Genomic DNA, 16864 nt, shown 5'->3' on the forward strand with positions numbered 1-16864 from the left:
CAGCAGCCTGGAAAAAAGGCTAATCTGGATTCTCGAGAATAGGAAATAGCCGCCGGCAGCCCGCAGCCCGCAAAAAGGGGTTCCACAGCCTTCACTCATTCCCCAGCCGCCCAGGAGCGTACCTCGGAAGCCTGCAGCTCCGAGGTACAGAGTACCGGGGACTGTCCAGGAAATCCAGCCCTAGAATTCCCGGAACTCGGGATGTTCGTCAATTATGGGAATTACCGCCGAACCGGGTTGAACCGCCGCCAAGTTCTCAATCTCCCGGATTGCGGAGTGCAGATCTGCCTCTTTGACCCGGTGGGTGGTTATAACAATGGGAACAGATCCCGGCTCGTTAGAATCCCCCTGAATCGATTCAGGAATTTCATGCTGCATGATGGAGGAAAGGCTTATGCCCTTGCTGCCCAGGACCGTGGTTATTCGGCCCAGGTTTCCGGGCTTGTCCTGTACCATGAGTCTGAGGTAGTACCGTTGATGGATTTCCGCGGGATCCAGCTGGGTTGCCGGTTTGGTTTTGCCCTGCCAAATATTGATCTGTTTGAACTGGATGGGGTAGGCGCCCCCGGCGATGGCGATGCAGTCTCCCGCAACCGCGCTGGCAGTGGGCGATCCCCCCGCCCCCCGGCCGTAGTACATGGTATGCCCCACGGCATGTCCGTAGATGGAGACGGCGTTAAAGCTGCCCCCGACCCACGCCAGGGGATGATCCATGGAAATGAAGGCCGGCTCGACCCGGACAAAACAACCCCGGTTGGTTTGAACTGCCGAGGCTATCAGCTTGATGACGTATCCCATTTCATTACCGTAGGCAACGTCCTCCGCCTGGAGGCGGTTGATTCCTGCCACAGGAATCCGGTCCAGATCTACCGTTGCGCCGAAGGCCAGGCTTGCCATGATGCAGATCTTGTGAGCGGAGTCGATTCCGGCTACATCCAGGGTAGGATCCGCTTCAGCAAGACCGTCAGCCTGGGCCTGGGCCAGGGCGTCATCGTAGCTTTGACCCTTCTCAATCATTTCCGTGAGGATGTAGTTACAGGTGCCGTTTACAATGCCGTATATGGCATCGATGGTATTGGCCATGAGACCGTCATACAGGGTCCTAACCAGGGGGATTCCGCCGCCGCAGCTGGCTTCGAACCCAATGCTGCAACCGTTCTGCTCCGCGAGGGGAAAGAGTTCCGCCCCGTGATGGGCCAACAGGGCTTTGTTGGCGGTTACCAGGTGTTTTCCCGCCTTCAAGACGCGCCGGCTGAGTTCCAGGGCAAAACCGGTTCCACCTACCAACTCAATGACAATCTGTACCTCCGGATCGCTTAGTGCCGTGTCCAGATCCTCGGTAAACAGGGTTTCGGGTAGTTCCAGACTCCTGGCAACATCAAAATTCTTATCGACGATGTACCGTAATTCCAGATGCACGCCGCTTCTCTGGTGAATCTTTTCTTCCTGGTCGAGCAGTAGGGCTGCTGTCGAACCGCCTACGGTGCCACAGCCTACCAATGCTACACCTACCCGTTGACTCATGATTTCCTCCCTGTCTTGGTTGTCCGGTTATCCTATGCAGGCCTAAGAGCCCTGTCAAGCTCAGTATGGGGCCCCTCGCCTGGGGAGCTTGGAGTATCACACCCTACAACCTGGAAAAAAAGTTAAAAACGCCCTATAGTAATGACGAGGAGGCGGGTATCTGCGGGTATGCAGCGCCGCCCCGACTAAAAGACGAGGTTTACATGAACAATCCAACACGCTATTTTTTCCGAATCGCCGTTGCGGCCCTGCTGCTATGCAGTACCGGACCGCTTTTTGCTCTCCAGGATGTCATCGGAGAAATTGTGTATTTCGACGGAGACGTGAAGGTTATCCGGGATACCGATACCCTGACCGGCCAGGTTGACTTTGGATTTCCGGTGGAAAACTTCGATCAGATCCAAGTTGGTCCCGGGGGGATTGCCGAGGTTGCCCTTTATCCTGAGACCGGCCTGAGTTCCTCCATAACAATTCAGTCCGATTCCACCCTGTATTTTGATATTACCAGTCTGCGCCAGGATCAGCAGGGCACGGTGGAACTGCTCACCGGAGCGGTAAACCTGAAGGTTAATAAAATGGCAGCCAACAGCCGACTCCAGGTACGTACAAGCTCCGCGGTTATGGGGGTTCGGGGTACGACCTTTGATGTAGTAACCGCGGTGAACGGCGATATCCTCCTAGCCACCCAAGAAGGCCTGGTTGCCTGCGAAACCCGGGGCGGGGAGATCTTTTTCTCCGAACCGGGTCGGGTCGTTCAAGCCGAGCAGGGTGTATGGTCCGAGGTTCCGGTGGCGGTTTCGAGCCTTGAGCAGTTTCAAAGGGATTGGAATGCCCAGCGCATCCAGGCACTGGAGGCAAATGCAGGGCGCGCCATCCAAAACTTCGCCGGGATCTACCTTGATCTCCGGGAAGATTTTATCAACGCCTACGTCTCAATTATGCAAAACCGCAGTATTATCCAGAAATGGATTCAAGAGGACCGGGCTGGAACCCTAGGGTCCACCATGGATCAGATGCGGGAGAAACGCCAGGTAGTAGGATCATTGTTGGCCATGCGGCGGGTATTGGCACAGTGGGAGCGGGTCTATTACCGGGTGGTGGAGCTCAGGGATTACCTTCAGGGCAATGGCGGGGTAGTAATCCGCCGGGGAATGTCCGCAACCCAATTTTACCGGCAAGTGCAGGAAGAACAGGAGCTACTGGCGGGACGGATGCAGGAGGTTCGGTACATTTTGAAGCTCTATGCAAAACGTAACGAGGGCCGGTCTCCTGTGGATGTCTTCGAGAACGACGGCGTCAGCAGTGAAGATGATTTTTTCGACGATCCGGAGTCCTTCTTTTAAGAAGAGCACCCGTTGGTGAGGGGTTATTCCTTGGTGAACAGGGTAATAGAACCCTGATCGGGAGTCGTAAGCTTTTTGCTGATGGTTTTAAGGTACTGCCCTTCTTCGATGGCAACGTTCTGAATCAGACTGGAACCGGTCAACCGCTTCTGCAGTACCGTACCGTTCTGACTGAACAGAAACAGCTTTCTGCCGGTGGACCCGCCAAGATCGTGGGCCTGGAGGGGTATTTTTTCGGTCGCGATGTACTCCAGGGCAAATTGAATATTGGACTCCGCGACGGACTTTCCACTTTTTTCAAAATCGAAACTATCCAGATCGGTATACCGGTTCTCCCCGTCCCGGCTGGAATAGAGCCTGGCTGACCCCTTCTCCAGGCTTGACAGCACCCGTCCTCCGCCGAACACCTTTGCAACCAGGTTCTGTTTCTTGGCACCCAATTTGAGCATGTCATTTATTAGCAGGTCCATAGCATAGGTCCCGTAGCGTCCGGCTTCTTCCTGGTAAAAATGCCGGGTGTCGCGGATGGCGGGAAGCATGAAATGGTTCATGCCGCTGATAGCACGTACCGAATCGTAGAGTACCAGGGCAACACAGCTGCCCAAAACGGTTGAGATGAGCTCGTTCTTATCGGTGGCATAGTAATCTCCGGGGTGAAGAATTATCCATGGCAGATTGAACCGCTCATTCATGGCTCTATGCACGGTTGGGTATTCCTTTCGCTAGTCTACCCGCTGGTAGATGGTATTACCGAGGTTCTTGAAACCCCGGGTATCAGCTAGGAGGGACTCGGAGTGGCCGAGGAACAGAATCCCCCCGGGACGCAGATGCTCCCTCATCCGGGCCACAATCTGTTTCCGATCATCCTGTTGAAAATAGATTAAAACATTACGACAAAAAATGCCGTTGAATCCCTTCTTAAAGGGAAAGGGCGCAATGAGGTTCAGGCGGCGTACGGTGAGAATCTGGCGGAGCCTGGCGTTAACGGCGTATGAACCCTCCGGTGTCTTGGCAAAGAATTTTTTACGGAGATCCTGACTGATGGGGCCGAGCTTCGATTCTTGATAGACCCCCCCCAGGGTATGGCGGAGTACGTTGGTGTCCAGGTCCGTGGCTAAAATCTTGAGATCGACCCGGGAGGAGGCTTTCAGCTCTTCCAGGACCTGGCTCAGGGTGATGGCCAGGGTGTAGGGTTCCTCACCGGTGGAGCAGCCCGCACTCCAGAATCGGATGTTCGTAACCCCCCGGGAAACCAGGTCGGGAATCATGGTGCTCCGGATGAATTCAAAATGGTGTGCCTCACGGAAAAAATCGGTTTTATTGGTGGTGATTTGATTGATGAACTCCGGAATCTCTGCGAGCTGTCCGGTTTCCGAGGTTAACAGATCGTAGTACTGGGAAAAGCTGGACATACCGTAGAACTTCAGGCGTTTACCCAGGCGGGATACCACCAGCTGGCGCTTTTTCTCCGTCATGTGAATCCCCGTCAGCTGGTAAATGAGACGGGTGAACTGCTCAAATTCCTTGTCGGTGATTTCAACGCTCTGAAAACTCTTATGAATCTGGCTGTTCAGGTCATGTGTCATAGGCTGGTAGCCCCCTAGAAGAGGGTGACATCTCCGCTGGCTGTGGCCTCTCCGACCTCAAATCCCCCCAGATCACCCGCAGCCTTCTTGTGGGAGAAGATGGTAAACCGCTGAATAATACGCTTGAGTTTTTCGTTGTGTAAACCCCATTCATGGATCTCCTGCTCCTCCATGAGCTGCCGGCGGGCCGTGAGTGCCTCTTGTTCGATGCTCTCCAGGTTTGAAGAGATGGAGGAGATTTCATCCAGGAGGGTATCGAGTTGATCAATGGATGCCTCGGTTCGGGAGAAGAGGGAATGAAAATTGTCAGTGAATACTGAGAAGGTTTTTAGGGACTCGGTGAGACTGGCTTTTTGGGTCTCTACCTGAGTGAGCTGGAGGGACAGAAGCTGCTCTTTCCTGCGTACCTCGTCTCCTTCCTGTTGGAACTGATCACGAAAGGTGTGGATGGTGTCCTCGGAGCTGAGTAAAAACTCGTTGGTGGCGCTGTATGACTCGTCAACGTCCGTGCCGATCCTGCGGGTAAGGTCTGTCATCTCCTGGACCGTCGAGGTCATCTGGGATAACACCTCGTTTTTTGCGACCTCAATCCGGGAGGCAATGTCGATGGTCTGAAAGCGGGTGATAAGACTGGTAAAGTACTTAAAACTGGCATTCAGGGCCTGAATCTCCCGGAGAAGTTCTAAGCTGAAGTCTCCAAGTTTAAGCTTCTTCTTCAGGACCTCATGGAGATTCGACATCATTTCGGCAATTCCCGAGCGAAGTGCCTCAAAATTCCGTTCTAACCCGGGAAGATCCCTGCCGTTTCCATACAAACCCTCCTCCAGGACTGATCTACGGGTTTGGGTGATCCTGGTTACAGTGTCCTTGGCGTTAGCCAGCTGATGCATAAACCGTTTTTTACTTGTGGAAATCTGATCGGATACCTCATTCAGTACTGCAATGCAAAGCCGGGGCATGGTTTGCAGGAATGTGAGCTCGTCCAGGATCTGTTCAGGACTGTCCTCGGCTGAAATACTTTTTAACTCATCCAGGGATATGATGACGTGCTCAATTGATTGGCGTATGAGATCCTGGTGCTGGGTTTCTTCCATAATCTTGGTAAGGGGGACATTGATGCTGCGGGCCTGTTCCACCAGATCTGAGAGACCGGTGGTGATATTCTGGAGCTGGTTCAAAAAATCGGTAAAGGTTTTGGAGCATTCTTCCTCGATCCGGTCAAAGAGCCGCGCCTGGAAGGTGCTGACCTCGTTCATCTGCCCCCGGAGGTTGTTAAAGTTGGTAAGAACCTGTTCTCCGCTCTGGGTAACTCCATCGGTCAAGGAGATGATCTTGGTAGAAAGCCGCTTCAGTTCTTCCGTAATGTAGGAAAACGCCCTGCCGGAACTGCCTGCCTTCAGCGCTACGGTCATGGCGTTGAGAGAAATGATTTCCATTTCAATGGAATCTTCCTTGATATGTTCAATTCTGGCTCCCAGGGTTGAAATGCTCTGTATGCCCTCCTCCAGCCTGCTAAAAAGGGAGTCATCGTCCTCTTCCATGGAGTTCATGGTGCTAATGGTTGCGCGAATCAGTTCCTGGGTTTTATTCACCGCTGCAGCGAGCCCAAGGCGGTCATTGCTGCCTGAGGCCATGGCGAACTCCCGGCACACCGCCTGGGCACGGCTGAGGCTGGTGGTGGTTTCCTTTAACAGCTTCGGGTACTCCTTGGCGAAGCCCAGGTAAATCTCCTCGGTTTTTGTGATAATACTGTTTAAACTGGAAATCAGGCTGTTTCGTAGTTGGAGATTTTGTAGTTCCATAGTGTTAGTATAGGGTGTCATAGTAGTACTCGCAAGGGTTCTCTGCTCACCCGGCCGGGGGGCGGGCAGGCTGTGCTTAGTGGTATGCGGATCGAAGGAAAAAAAGGCCCCGCAGCGGTGCTGCGGGGCCGATCCACAAAAGGAGTGTTTCTTACAGGTTGATAGCTTCTTCGGTTTCGCCGTCGAAGAATACAGCCTTGTCGAGGTTCGGCACGAACTTGGCCTTATCGCCAACACTGAAGGCGATGCTTGGCTCGGTTCGGGCGATGAGCTGGTGCTTCCCGGTATTTACATACACGTGGGTTTCTGCACCCAGGGGCTCAATAACCTCAACGGTGGTAGGAATGAAGCTTCCTTCAGCTGCCTTCATATCGTACTGACAGTCCTCGGGGCGGATACCAAAGGTAACAGCCTTGCCTACGTAGGGCTTGAGGGGCTCAGCGTACCGGCCTTCGATGGCCATTTTGAAGGTGCCTTCATCAATCCAAATCTTCCCGCCCTCTTCTGTTACCTGAGCAGCCAGGAAGTTCATGGGAGGAGATCCGATGAATCCTGCTACGAAGCGGTTAACCGGCTGGTTGTACAGGGAAAGAGGGTCACCAATCTGCTGGATGACTCCGTTGCGCATTACAACGATCTTATCACCCATGGTCATAGCTTCAACCTGGTCGTGGGTAACGTAGATCATGGTAGCCTGGAGCCGGGTGTGTAATGAGCTGATCTCAGCGCGCATCTGAACCCGCAGCTTTGCATCAAGGTTAGAGAGGGGCTCATCGAAGAGGAATACCTTGGGGTGACGCACGATAGCACGGCCAACAGCAACACGCTGTCGCTGTCCTCCGGAGAGCGCCTTAGGCCGGCGTTCCAGAAGTTCCCGGATTTCCAGGATGTCCGCAGCCTCGTCAACACGCTGCTGGATAGTTTCCTTGGGCATCTTACGGATCTTCAGACCGAAGGCCATGTTATCGTACACGGTCATGTGGGGATACAGAGCGTAGTTCTGGAAAACCATGGCGATGTCCCGGTCTTTCGGGGGTACATCGTTCACCCGCTTTCCGTCGATAAACAGATCGCCGCCGGAAATATCTTCCAGACCGGCTATCATTCTGAGAGTGGTGGTCTTACCACATCCGGATGGACCTACCAGAACAACAAATTCTTTGTCCTGAATGGTTATGTCTGCAGACTTAACCGCCTGCACACCGCCGTCATACACTTTGCTGACGGACTTGAGTTCAACAGTTGCCATGTTGATACCTCCAAGTGTGTTATCTTATTCGTTTCTATCTTATGGCCATTTTGCCGGTCTGTCAATTTTTTATTCCCTAGAGGTTCTTGCATTATTCCATGCCGGCTCGGGAATTTCTCAGGGCCAGGTGCTTAGGAGGCTGAAATTCTGGATGAGTTCGGATAACGAACTGAGGAGATCAAGGATGACGGCATTGTGGGCGAATCTGCCCTTACTTGTGAGGCTGAGGGCGTCCGGGCTGTCTATCCATTCTTCGGTCCAGGCGCCTGCCCGGATCGCCCGGAGCACCAGGTCGTCCATGGCCGGGGGAAACCCGCGGCCCGATGGGAGATCCAGGGAGAAGCGGGTGTTTAGCAGGGAACGGGATAAGCCCCGGCGGGTTCGGGTGGCGGTGAGAATATGGTCTGCCAATAGTTCCCAGGGAGAAAGGTGTTCCCGGTGGGGGGTGTAGTCTCCCAGGGGGCGGGAGGGGGGAGAGTAGGCGAATATATCGGGGTTAGTGGTGCGGATAGCCGGCTGCCGGGGATTCCCCGTGGGCAGGGTAGAGACGGCTCCGGGTCCAAGGCCGATGTAGGGGGTCATGGCCCAGTAGGAGAGGTTATGGGCGGATTCGGCTCCGGGGCGGGCAAAGTTACTGATCTCATAGTTGGTATATCCGTGGGTTTCCAGGTAGTCGTGGGCGATGAACCATAGAGTATCGTATTCCTGCTCCGGGAGGGGGGCGAGACCGGCGCGGATGTATTGTTCCAGGGGGGTGCGGGGTTCGATGGTGAGGCTGTAGACGGAGATGTGGGCGGGGTCAAATTCTCGGGCGGTGTCCAGGTCCGCCAGGAGGTTCTGCCGGGTTTGGCCGGGAATTCCCGTGATGAGATCCACGTTGAAATCACCCTTCCAAAAACCGGAGAGAAGGTTCAGAGCATCTAAGGCATGACCGCGGGTTGCCCGACGTCCCAGGGTGTGGAGGAGATCGTCCTGGAAGCACTGGACCCCTAGGCTGATTCGGGAGACGCCGTGGTTGTGCAATACCTCAAGGAGGGCCTGGGAGAGGGACTCGGGGTTGCATTCCACGCAGAATTCCCGGAGATGTCCGGGGTTCCAGGATGGGTCCGTTCTTCGTAAGTTCTCCGATAGTTGACGGAGGAAGGAGTCGAATTGATCCGGAGGTACGGTGCTGGGGGTACCCCCGCCGATGTAGATGGTTTTTAGCTGCCGGGCCGAGAAGAAGCCGGGGTGGTAGTGCCGCCGGGATTCCTGGAGGATGCCCTCCAGGGTCCGCTGCATGATCCTGGGGGACCAACCGGTTTCAAAGTAGAAATTACAGTAGCGGCAGCGGCTGGTACAAAAGGGAATGTGGATGTAGAGACTGTGCATAGGCTACCGCAGCCGCCGGTAGAGAAGTAACAGCAGTCCCAGGCCCAGGGTAGCCAGGATGTTTAGGATGATCTGGAGGCCTCGGTCCACGGGCATGGCTTGGGACATGGTGGACAGGGGGCCGAGCAAGGAAGACCAGATGAGGGCAGTTCCCAGAAGGAAGAGCAGTAGGAGGATCCAGCTAGGGGGTCGGCGTTTGGGGGTTTGTGTTTTCATGGCCGTTCTTGGGCAGACTAACATGATCGCGTTTGAGATACCAGAAGGTGGTGAGGAGTCCAAGCAGGATGATGAGGTAGTAGGTGCCGATGCGCCAGGAAATAACGGCGATGAGGGTCTGTTCGGGCAGGCCGGTGAGCCCGGCGAATACCAGGGCGAAGAAGCCCTCGATGGTGCCGCTGGCGCCGGGGGTGGGAATATAGAATACTACCTGCCACACAATGATGAAGGTTACGATACTATCCAGCAATCCGATGCTCTGCCCGGCCAGCATATACACGGGATAGAACACTGCCAGGCCTTCCAGAAAGATAACCAGAAAATTGAGGAACACATCGGTGATCATGGTGGAGAGCTTCTCAGACCAGAGAAACTGGATCTCCGTCCGCAGGGAATGGGTCCATTTCATGAGGGATAGGGACCAGTTGGGTTTTTTTGAGATCTTGCCGATCCAGGTACCCAGACGGTTATGCCGGAGTTTAAGGCTTATACGGCCGATGATGGTGGGGTTGATGAGTACGATCAGAAAGAAGATGGCAAAGCTGAAGGTTACGATGAGGCCGAGGTAAAATACGAAGGCGCCGATGGTAACCGATCCGGCGATCTGGATAATCTTCGGGATGGAGAACAGGAGAACCGTAAGCAATGCCATGGCGTTGACTACGAACCGGGAAAAAATGATGTTGGTTGCGGTTTTTGCCTCGAACCCATGGCGTTGGAGATGGTAGATCTGAAAGGGCTGGCCTCCGGCGGCCATGGGGGTTAGGGCGTTAAAAAAGACTCCCAACATGCTGTTGATAAAGGAGTCTGCCGGGGAGATCCTCTGGCTGAAATGCCGGCCGATTAGCACGGTTCTCAGGGCGTTTATCAGGATGAGCCCGAACTGACAGGCAAAGGGAACGATGATGATCCAGGGCGACACCTGGCTTACCGATGAAAGGAGTTTCTCCCCGTCCAGGAAAATGCCGATGAGGCCGTTTACCAGGATGCCGAAGAGCAGGGCCAGAGCGATGCCTCTGGCTAGTTTTTTGGCCGATTGGGGTTTGTAATCAGATTCCGGCTCTGCAGCCGCCTTTATCGGTTCTTCTTGGGGGTCCGGTTGCGTCTTATCGTTCATGGTCTTCACCAACGGGACTATAGCACGGAGGGAGCGGTTTATTCAGGGCTGCCGGGGGCTAAACTATGAATTTTCTATGAGCTGTTTTCCCGAGGCCGGGGGGAGGTATCTGGACAATGAAAAATGGGATGGTTATTGTAATGTTTATGTTAAGGAGGAGCGTATGAAACGTGTGTTATCAGGTGTATTACTCTTGATATTGGTTCTGGGGATCTTGGTGACCCTGGGGTGCAGCCAGGAAAAAGAAGTTAAGATCGGATTTGTCGGTCCCATGACCGGGGACTATGCCAACTATGGAGAGCTGATGAGCCAGGCGGTGACCATTGCCGTAGAGGAATGGAATGCCAACGGCGGTATCGGCGGAGTGCCTGTTGCGTTGGTGATCGAGGATTCCGAGGGTAAGGCGGATAAGGCGAATGCAGCGATTGAGAAGTTAGCCAGCGTAGACCGGATTTTCGGGCTTGTGGGAGCTGTTTTTAGTTCCAGTTCATTGGCTATAGCTCCCCGGGCAAACCAGGAGAAGATTGTCATGATCTCTCCCTCTTCAACCCATGCTGATTTGACCGGCCTCGGGGAGTACATCTTCCGTGACGTGGCCAGCGATGCCCTTCAGGCTCAGGTTTTCGCCCATTATGTCTATAAAGAGCTGGGGTTGCGGCGCATTGCAATCCTCTTTACCAAGAACGATTACAGCCAAGGTCTTGCTGAAGGATTTCAGAGCACCTTCGAATCCCTGGGCGGACAGATTGTGGCCATGGAGAGCGGCCAGCAGGGCGATAAGGACTTTAAAACCCAGCTGACTACCATTAAGAACGAGAATCCCGACGGATTGTTCCTTCCCAACTACGTTGCGGAAATCGCTCAGATGCTGGAACAGGCTGCTCAGTTGGGCATTGAGGCTCAGATTCTCAGTGCTGACGGGTTCTCAAACCCCGAAATCTTCGACCTAGCCGGTGACTATGTGGATGGAGTTATCTATTCAGGTCCTGAGATTGAATCTGAGGGCGGCTCTGCAGGAACCGGTACCGAGGCGTTTACGGCGAAGTACACCGAGAAGTACGGGGTTGGACCGGACAGCTTCAGCCTGAATTCCTATGACGGTGCAAATATTATTTTTGCTGCGATTCAGAAGGCGTATGAGGCTGCCAGCGATGCTGACAAGGAGAGCTTGAATCTGAACCGGGATCTTATCCGCCAGACAGTGGCTAATACCCAGGGGTACCGGGGAGTTTCTGGAGAGATAACCTTCGATGCTATCGGGGACGTGGTGAAGAACCAGGGTATTCTGACCGTTCGAGACGGCGCTTACAGCCAGCTCGGGGTTTACCGGGTGGAGAATGATAATCTGCTGAAGGTGGATTAATCCATATTGGCCTGAGAGGGTTTGTGGATGAACGCCGGTTGTGCCGTGGTGGTACAGCCGGCTTTTTTTGTTTTGTATGTAGAGAGCAAAAGATTGGTGGTGCGCAAAAGGTTGTAATATTGCACCCCGGTGACACTATTCCTGGTTTGGTTCCCAAGTGGTGCCACTAGGGGTGGTGTAGTTTGCAACCACTTGTGCACCAAGGATTTCTTGTTGGGGTTTGTATCGGGTCGTCGGGTCGTCGGGTCGGATGTGGGGGAAAACCCCCGCTTAGCCGGGGAAGAACGGAGAGCCGGTTAAGCGGGGGTGTGGAGTATGGGCAACTATGGATGTTATGGGAGAGGGATTACCCTTCCATTAACTGCTGGATTTCCGCCATGAGGTTCGGGTCGCTCTGGGCTTGGGTGATGATTGTGTTATAGTCGTCCACAGAAATCCCCTGGTCCTCTACTGCTTCTACCATCTTTTCCTGGGCTTCACCCTCAACTGCAGTTACTTCATTCAGTACTTCCTGATAGATGCGAAGCTGATCTTCGGGAATATTGTCCGTGGGGGTACCTTGACTGATTTGGTTGTGAATTTGGTAGAACTGATCTGTATCCATATCACCGTTTTCAACAACTTCGTTTATTTCTCCCTGCATATCTTGTTGGATGCCCTGGATAGCAGTTAAGGCCTGCACGAAGGATTCAAGATCCGATTGAGAAAACTCTTCAGCCTGGGCAAAGGCAGCGGGCGCTGTCAGTATTGCTCCTATCACTAGTAGTACTGGTAGTATTGTTTTTGCTTTACTCATACATTTTACTCCTTGTTTATAATAAAGATTTTAGATTTTGCAAAAGCGGGCCTGTTGTTGAAATAAACCCGTCTTGGTATCATAAAAACGGCACCTCCGGTTCCCAGACGAGGGTAGCGTCCGACATAAGGGCTAACCTGAACTGAGAGCCGATAACGGGGTGAGGTCTAATATTCCTGGTTCATCGTGTTTGGATCTTCGGGCCTTCCGAACTCACCTTCCGGGGCTTCACAACTCAAGAAGGCTAATGCCAGGATTAGACCGAGGGCTGTAATGCTCAGTGCGCGTTTCATAAAACGCCTCCTTTCTTATTGTTCTTGTACTAGAGGGTGCCATGGCGATGTCCGGGGAGTTTTAAGGCTATGTTAAGAGTTTGTAAAGTAACGGACGGAATATACCGGGTACTACTGGTGGTTGGTTTTATCCTAGTATTTCCATGGGGGTTCAGTCAGGTGATCCCGGCGGCTACGACAGGCCTGGATACATCAAGTATTCCCGACCCCCTCGGTGAGTTGCGAGGCGTTGTGGATCGGGTAATTACCTATGAAGGGGTTGGTACTCCCGGAGCACTCGTTCGTCTAGAAGAGCTTGAAGTGAATGAATCTGACGTACTGGTGACATACTTTGAAAACGGGCGAGCTGTTGAAACGGCTACCTTTGTGTACCGTGAGGGGATGATTCAAGAATACCTGGTGCAGAGCCTGCCGGGCAATGATATCCGGAAAAAGATCAGACGTGTTCCGATCACAGATTCCCAGGAGTTACCTGGAGCGGGTTATCGGGAGTATCACCTCGGTCCCCTTGGCGAGTTATTATCTATTCGTGAGGTAGAATTTGCTGAAGGGTTCGATTTCTTGAGGATTATTCGAGAGAGTTATTATGATGGCAACGGCCAGCCGCTGTGGGAGAGAAAATATGCACCCTGGGAAGGGAGCCAAGAGGATTCACTGGAGTTGGATTGGGAGTTGATTCAACACGATGGCACGGTATTGTCCCGGGGAAGCCAAGTCTTCACCCCAGAAGGGCTCATTGTTACCGAGACAGTGGAATCACCCCCGGGCACCCCTAAAGAGTATATCCACCGGGAGTTTTCCCCCGATGGCCAGCTGGTGGCTGAGCAGGTGTATTCCGGCCCCAACAGAGAACCGGTTCATGAGGTGCGGGGAAGGTATGAGAATGGAGTGCTGAAGCACCTGCGGAGAACAGACTTTGTGAAAGATGGGGAGCGGATACGGGACGAGTACTTTAGTTATGATAGCCACGGGAATTGGGTTCAGAAGCGGCGGCTAGTGGTTCTGCGGTTAGAGGAGGGGGTTTCCAGGGTGTTGGAGAGCCGTCTTTATACGAGGAAGATTTTTTATCCAGAGGGGGCGGTTTGACCGGTGAAATAATTCTTGTGGAGGATAATCAAGATATCCGAGAGGCGTTACGGGAATACCTCATTATTGAGGGATACACAGTAAAAGAATTCTCCGGAGTGAAGGGTGTTTCCCAGGAGTTGAAGCAGCAGCGTGGTGACTTGGTTATTCTGGATCTCATGCTGCCCGACGGGAGCGGGTTCAGTTTGCTGAAGGAGATCCGTTCTATCCGTGGTGTTCCGGTACTCATCCTCTCGGCCAAGGACACTGAGTCGGATCGGATTACCGGCTTTGAGCTGGGGGCAGATGATTATGTGGTTAAACCCTTCTCTCCCCGGGAGATAGTCTTGCGGGTTGGGGCGTTGTTACGCCGGGGAGGGGGATCTGAATTCGAAACCAAGAGAGGTCGTGACGAAGCCTCAATTATTGAAATAACTGTCCGGGGCACAACCATTGTGCAGGACCTGGATGCCCATAGCCTGATGGTAAACGGAGAGATAGTGGAGGTAACCGCTGCGGAGTGGGAGATTCTCGGTTTATTATTATCCAGTCCGGGGAGGGTGTTCTCCCGGGAGCAGATTCTGGACCGGTGTCTTGGATATTCATTGGCAGGTACTACCAGAACAGTGGACACCCATATTTCTAATCTACGATCCAAATTGGGCGGTGAAGGCTGCATTCGAACTCATCGGGGGTACGGGTATGCCATCCACTCGGATCAATCTGTCCCGGATTAATGAGATGAAGAAATGAAACGAAATCCCCAGCAACCAGGAATGTTCTCCTTCATGATCGTGAATGCCCTCCTGCCTGCGGTGTTATCGGTGGCTGTATTCTTTGTGGTGGTGATGGTCTCTCTCCAAGATTCCGTGGAGAACTGGAACAGGTACCGACATCAGGCCAGGAGCGAAACCTACGCATCCATTATTACCTCAATCTACGCCTCTCAGGGGGAATTAGGGGAATCGGCTCTTCAGGATGCCCTCTCGCCACTGCTGGATGGAGGCAGCTATCTGTTGGTGGCGGATACCCAGCGTCAGCCGGTGTGGGTGTATATTCGAGGTCAGCGGGTAATTCCCCCGGAGGGGCAGAGTCCCACCCAGGTTCTGGCTGCCCAGGGGATCAAGGGGACGGCGCTTCCCCGGGTTCTCCTAAACGGGGCTGAGGTGGTAGGCTATCTGTACAGCGGCATCGGCGGATTCCTGGATGATCCGGCAAATGTCCAGTTTTTCACCCACATCCTCCGGTCCCTTTTTTGGGGTGGAGGGATCGGTCTTGTTAGCGCGTTTGCCATAGGAATGTTTAGGTCTACTGGGTTCAGTCGATCCCTGGGTCGGTTGAGCAGGGTCTTACAAGAAGGTGATTTGAATGCCCCCGATCTGGAGCATCTGAGGGTTCCAACCCGGGAAATTGATGAACTTGTATCATCGGTGGTGAGTCTTCGAAGGCGTCTGAACCGAGAGAAGGAATTACGAAAACACTGGAATCAGAACATAGCCCATGACCTTCGTACCCCCTTGACGGTGTTCCGTGCCCAAATTGAGGGGATCTTAGACGGCGTGTTAACCCTGGATCAGGACCGCGGTACCCGGCTCCTTACCCAGTTGGAGCATATCGAATCATTGGTACAAAACCTGAGGAACCTCACCGCAGCAGAAGATCCGGACACTGCGGTACAGATGGACTGGTATGAGGCCGGGGAGGTATTGGAGCATTTACCTGGGGTGGAAGAGAAACTAACTATCACAATTTCTCCCAAGACACTGCGTATTTACGGAGATCTTCATCTATTACGCCGGGGGGCGGCGAATCTCATTCAAAATGCCCTGGATAACAGCACCAGCGGCAGGGCAGAACTTCTGATTCATCAGGCAGGTACCGGAACTCACCGGCTCCTCAAAATCACCGCTAAAAATCCCGGCAGCGTAGAATCGGAGAATGATTCCCCGAAGGAGGGGCCGGAGATTACCCGGGGTCGATTCCGGGGGTTTGGAATCCCCATTCTACACGCCATTGCCCAGCGCCACGGCGGGAGCTTTACTATGGCCCAGCAGGGTAGTGAGGTGGTTTCTGAATTAGTAATTCCTCAACCGGCGGCTTGATCCTTTTTCCAGGCTTGGCAGCTGAATTCCAAGCCCTGGGCGCAGGGGGTTTGAGGTTGGTATCCCAGGTCGGATCGGGCCTTGTCCATGGAAAAGTGGTAGTGGTGTCCTGCCTGCTGCACCCGATAGCGGGTCAGGGGAGGGGGTGTTTTTATGCCCAGAAGGCGGTAGACCAGGGTTAACAGGGCTGCTGCGGTGTGCCCCAGCCAGGCTGGGATACTGGTTTTAGGCCGGGTGAGTCCGGCGAAGTCTGCCGCAAGCTCGGAGTAGGCGCGCCAGGTTATGGTTTCTCCGCTGGTTATGTTGTAGATCTGCCCGGAAATTCGGTTTCGGGCGTCCTGATCGCTTCCCAGATAGATGGCGACCATCCGGGCGTAGGCCTGTACCAGGTCGTCAATGTACACCGGGCAGGTGAGGCTCCGGCCGCGGTCGATGTAGCCGTAGATTCCCCGCCTCATGGCTCCCAGGATGTTGTAGAGAGTGGTGGTATCTCCGGGGCCATAGACGTTCCCCGGCCGTATGATGGACCGGGGTACCGTGCCCGGATGGCCGAGGACGAGGGACTCAGCCCGGAGTTTTGATCGCTGATAGTGGCTGACCGGGGCTGTGTAGGGGCCGTCCTCCCGGGTATTCACATGGTCCCGGCCAAACCCGTGAACAGAAATACTGGATGTGTATAAAAAAAAGCACATGGATTGGGCTTCGGCTTGTTCTAGGAGGTGGAGGGCGCTGGATACATTGGCTGCTTCGAAGGCGTCAGGTTTTCCCCAGTCCAGGGCGAGGCCAGCCACGTGAATGATGCCTTCGACCCGCCAATCCGGGCTGCTCAGGAGGTCCCGTACCTCCGAGGGGCTGGTGAGGTTGGTTTTAAGGGATTTGAACGCGGGTGATTCCGGGAGCCTCGGGGGATTACGGTTGTAGGTCCCCAGGACTCGGTGGCCGGCCCGGATGAGTGCCTGGGCGATGCTGCTTCCGATGAAGCCTGAGACGCCGGTGACCAGAAGGGTTGCCATGTTCAGAACCTCCAATGTTTGGTA

The 16864-nt window shown here is 53.9% G+C and carries 16 protein-coding genes; 5 read left to right on the forward strand and 11 right to left on the reverse strand.

Annotation, left to right across the window (positions count from 1 at the left end):
• Nucleotides 1-180: 180 nt before the first annotated feature.
• A complete protein-coding gene (locus tag DC28_RS09975) occupies nt 181-1524 on the reverse strand; it encodes a homoserine dehydrogenase (RefSeq protein ID WP_037548083.1) in 1344 nt (447 codons plus the stop codon).
• 203 nt (nt 1525-1727) lie between these two features.
• On the opposite strand from DC28_RS09975, the gene DC28_RS09980 reads away from it, so the two are divergent.
• Nucleotides 1728-2867 (forward strand): FecR family protein, encoded by a 1140-nt coding sequence (locus tag DC28_RS09980; RefSeq protein ID WP_162180221.1) that lies wholly within the window; start codon nt 1728-1730, stop codon nt 2865-2867.
• A 23-nt stretch (nt 2868-2890) separates the two neighbouring features.
• On the opposite strand, the gene DC28_RS09985 is transcribed toward DC28_RS09980, so the two are convergent.
• The 7 genes from DC28_RS09985 to DC28_RS10015 all read right to left on the reverse strand — a co-directional run bounded on the left by DC28_RS09985 (nt 2891) and on the right by DC28_RS10015 (nt 10208).
• Nucleotides 2891-3571: a chemotaxis protein CheD gene (locus DC28_RS09985; RefSeq protein ID WP_156104654.1), complete on the reverse strand. Its 681-nt coding sequence runs from the start codon at nt 3569-3571 to the stop codon at nt 2891-2893.
• Nucleotides 3572-3589: 18 nt separating this feature from the next.
• A complete protein-coding gene (locus DC28_RS09990; protein ID WP_052078737.1) occupies nt 3590-4453 on the reverse strand; it encodes a CheR family methyltransferase in 864 nt (287 codons plus the stop codon).
• Nucleotides 4454-4467: 14 nt separating this feature from the next.
• On the reverse strand, nt 4468-6255 hold the full coding sequence (locus DC28_RS09995; RefSeq protein WP_037548085.1) for a methyl-accepting chemotaxis protein: 1788 nt from the start codon (nt 6253-6255) through the stop codon (nt 4468-4470).
• 151 nt (nt 6256-6406) lie between these two features.
• On the reverse strand, nt 6407-7504 hold the full coding sequence (locus DC28_RS10000) for an ABC transporter ATP-binding protein (RefSeq protein WP_037548086.1): 1098 nt from the start codon (nt 7502-7504) through the stop codon (nt 6407-6409).
• A 117-nt stretch (nt 7505-7621) separates the two neighbouring features.
• Nucleotides 7622-8875, reverse strand: coding sequence for a radical SAM family heme chaperone HemW (gene hemW, locus DC28_RS10005; protein WP_052078738.1), 1254 nt, complete (start codon nt 8873-8875; stop codon nt 7622-7624).
• Between the two features lie 3 nt (nt 8876-8878).
• The gene (locus DC28_RS10010; protein ID WP_037548087.1) at nt 8879-9091 is read right to left on the reverse strand and encodes a hypothetical protein; all 213 of its coding nucleotides are present in this window, start codon (nt 9089-9091) and stop codon (nt 8879-8881) included.
• Nucleotides 9057-10208 (reverse strand): lysylphosphatidylglycerol synthase transmembrane domain-containing protein, encoded by a 1152-nt coding sequence (locus DC28_RS10015; RefSeq protein WP_037548088.1) that lies wholly within the window; start codon nt 10206-10208, stop codon nt 9057-9059. Before DC28_RS10015 ends, DC28_RS10010 begins: the two co-directional genes overlap by 35 nt.
• Nucleotides 10209-10371: 163 nt before the next feature.
• Between DC28_RS10015 and DC28_RS10020 the strand changes: the two genes are divergently transcribed.
• The gene (locus DC28_RS10020) at nt 10372-11571 is read left to right on the forward strand and encodes an ABC transporter substrate-binding protein (RefSeq protein ID WP_037548382.1); all 1200 of its coding nucleotides are present in this window, start codon (nt 10372-10374) and stop codon (nt 11569-11571) included.
• 346 nt (nt 11572-11917) lie between these two features.
• Here DC28_RS10020 and DC28_RS10025 read toward each other — a convergent pair whose 3' ends face one another.
• Together DC28_RS10025 and DC28_RS16855 are read right to left on the reverse strand one after the other, a co-directional pair.
• Nucleotides 11918-12367, reverse strand: a complete 450-nt coding sequence (locus DC28_RS10025) for a DUF4168 domain-containing protein (protein WP_037548089.1) — start codon at nt 12365-12367, stop codon at nt 11918-11920.
• Between the two features lie 167 nt (nt 12368-12534).
• Nucleotides 12535-12660 (reverse strand): hypothetical protein, encoded by a 126-nt coding sequence (locus DC28_RS16855; protein WP_280938013.1) that lies wholly within the window; start codon nt 12658-12660, stop codon nt 12535-12537.
• Nucleotides 12661-12729: 69 nt separating this feature from the next.
• Here DC28_RS16855 and DC28_RS10030 point away from each other — a divergent pair, with 69 nt between their 5' ends.
• Genes DC28_RS10030 through DC28_RS10040 form a run of 3 tightly spaced genes read left to right on the forward strand, consistent with a single transcriptional unit; the run spans nt 12730 to nt 15827 of the window.
• Nucleotides 12730-13746 (forward strand): hypothetical protein, encoded by a 1017-nt coding sequence (locus DC28_RS10030; RefSeq protein ID WP_037548090.1) that lies wholly within the window; start codon nt 12730-12732, stop codon nt 13744-13746.
• Complete coding sequence (locus DC28_RS10035; RefSeq protein ID WP_238565804.1) at nt 13743-14462, forward strand: response regulator transcription factor; 720 nt, start codon at nt 13743-13745, stop codon at nt 14460-14462. The genes DC28_RS10030 and DC28_RS10035 overlap by 4 nt, the downstream gene beginning before the upstream one ends.
• A gap of 12 nt (nt 14463-14474) precedes the next feature.
• Complete coding sequence (locus DC28_RS10040; RefSeq protein WP_037548091.1) at nt 14475-15827, forward strand: sensor histidine kinase; 1353 nt, start codon at nt 14475-14477, stop codon at nt 15825-15827.
• Here DC28_RS10040 and DC28_RS10045 read toward each other — a convergent pair.
• On the reverse strand, nt 15812-16840 hold the full coding sequence (locus DC28_RS10045; RefSeq protein WP_037548092.1) for an NAD-dependent epimerase/dehydratase family protein: 1029 nt from the start codon (nt 16838-16840) through the stop codon (nt 15812-15814). The genes DC28_RS10040 and DC28_RS10045 overlap by 16 nt on opposite strands.
• Nucleotides 16841-16864 lie beyond the last annotated feature (24 nt).

Source organism: Spirochaeta lutea (assembly GCF_000758165.1).
Lineage (GTDB): Bacteria > Spirochaetota > Spirochaetia > DSM-27196 > Salinispiraceae > Spirochaeta_D > Spirochaeta_D lutea.